The organism is Paraprevotella clara YIT 11840 (assembly GCF_000233955.1).
GTDB classification, from domain to species: domain Bacteria; phylum Bacteroidota; class Bacteroidia; order Bacteroidales; family Bacteroidaceae; genus Paraprevotella; species Paraprevotella clara.
Genome location: NZ_JH376626.1, coordinates 1 through 601 on the forward strand (window position 1 = coordinate 1; position 601 = coordinate 601).

Genomic DNA, 601 nt, shown 5'->3' on the forward strand with positions numbered 1-601 from the left:
AATGAAAGGGGGTGAATATCCTGTATTGGAAGACCTACACGATGCGGTTATCACTTGCTTTGGCGGTGGTGGATTGGCAGGGGTAGCTGAAGCCATAAACAAGGTAGACATTGGTACGGCTATAGGGGCACTACCTGAAGGGGTAAGCCAAACGCCTGTGCAGGAGGATATGAACCAAGAGCTGAAGCGGCTTAAGCTGACGAACTACAAATCGGCTATAGCTCAAGACCTCAGCCTAGACCTGCGCGAAAATCTGAAAGTAAAAAGCAAAGAAGCTGCCTTTATCGACCTCAATCGCTCTACATTCTTACATCGGCTGACAGTGCTCGGCATTCACTTTGCTACCCAGCAGGGTACGGCTCAGGACAAAGCTTCGTGGGCAGAGAAATGGGTGCTGCAATGGAGTCCGGAGGTAGAAATAGAGATAGTAGAAGCGAACCTAAAAGGGGAAACTTTAGAGATCGCTACTGCTTTTGTACTAAAAGAACAGCTAAGCGAATGTACCGATATATCATTAGTAGCCAAGATTATACGCAAAGCCTGCGAGTGTAGGCTCACGGATATTTTCAGCAACGCACTAAGTACTCTCCAACGGCTATTA

General features: G+C 47.4%; 1 protein-coding gene. It reads left to right on the forward strand.

Annotation, left to right across the window (positions count from 1 at the left end):
• On the forward strand, window positions 1-601 hold a 601-nt coding region (locus HMPREF9441_RS14650; protein WP_008622554.1), incomplete at both ends, for a DUF5682 family protein.